Annotated in this window: 1 pseudogene; it reads right to left on the reverse strand. The window is 41.6% G+C overall.

Going from position 1 to position 604, the window contains the following annotated elements:
• Positions 1–604: pseudogene (locus tag H4J50_RS19045) on the reverse strand (bifunctional aconitate hydratase 2/2-methylisocitrate dehydratase); the annotation flags it as partial.

The following is a 604-nucleotide window of genomic DNA, read 5'->3' on the forward strand; positions in this document are numbered from 1 at the left end:
CGAGCTGTGATAAGGCCAAACTTGTTCATGAAACTCATAAGCTTAGGAATGTTAGCTTTAGCTTTACTATCCCAAACTGATGCTGTGTGACAACCAGATTGGTATGCACCGTCAACTAAAGGAGAGATAGTTGATGCTGCCATCGCTTCTAGCTCTTGGCAAGTCATCGGGCCTGTAGTGTCTTGTGAACCTACAATGTTCACTTTAACGCGTACATCTGAACCTGCATGAAGATCGGTTTCAGAAAGAACACCAACAGCATTTCTGTTGAATATTTTTTCTACAGCTGTCAGGCCTTGACCTGCATGTGAAATTTCTTTCGAAGCAGCATAAACAAGTTTAGTTGCTACACCTAAGGCTTCAGAGGCAAACGTTTGTAGTTTTTTACCAAATACAACAGCGTAAGAACCACCGGCTTTCATGAATTCCACTTTTTGTGGAGTGAAAGCTGAAGAGATGTCTGCTAGCTCTTTATCACCGTTTAATAACTTCTTCGCTTTAGTATCAATCGTTAACACTGTGCCAGTAGCAACAGAGTAAGCTTCTTCTAATACGGCATCGCCATTTTCGTCAACAACAGTTTTACCGTTGGCATCAACTTTCT

This window comes from Colwellia sp. 6M3, assembly GCF_014077595.1.
In the GTDB taxonomy this organism is placed as follows: domain Bacteria; phylum Pseudomonadota; class Gammaproteobacteria; order Enterobacterales; family Alteromonadaceae; genus Cognaticolwellia.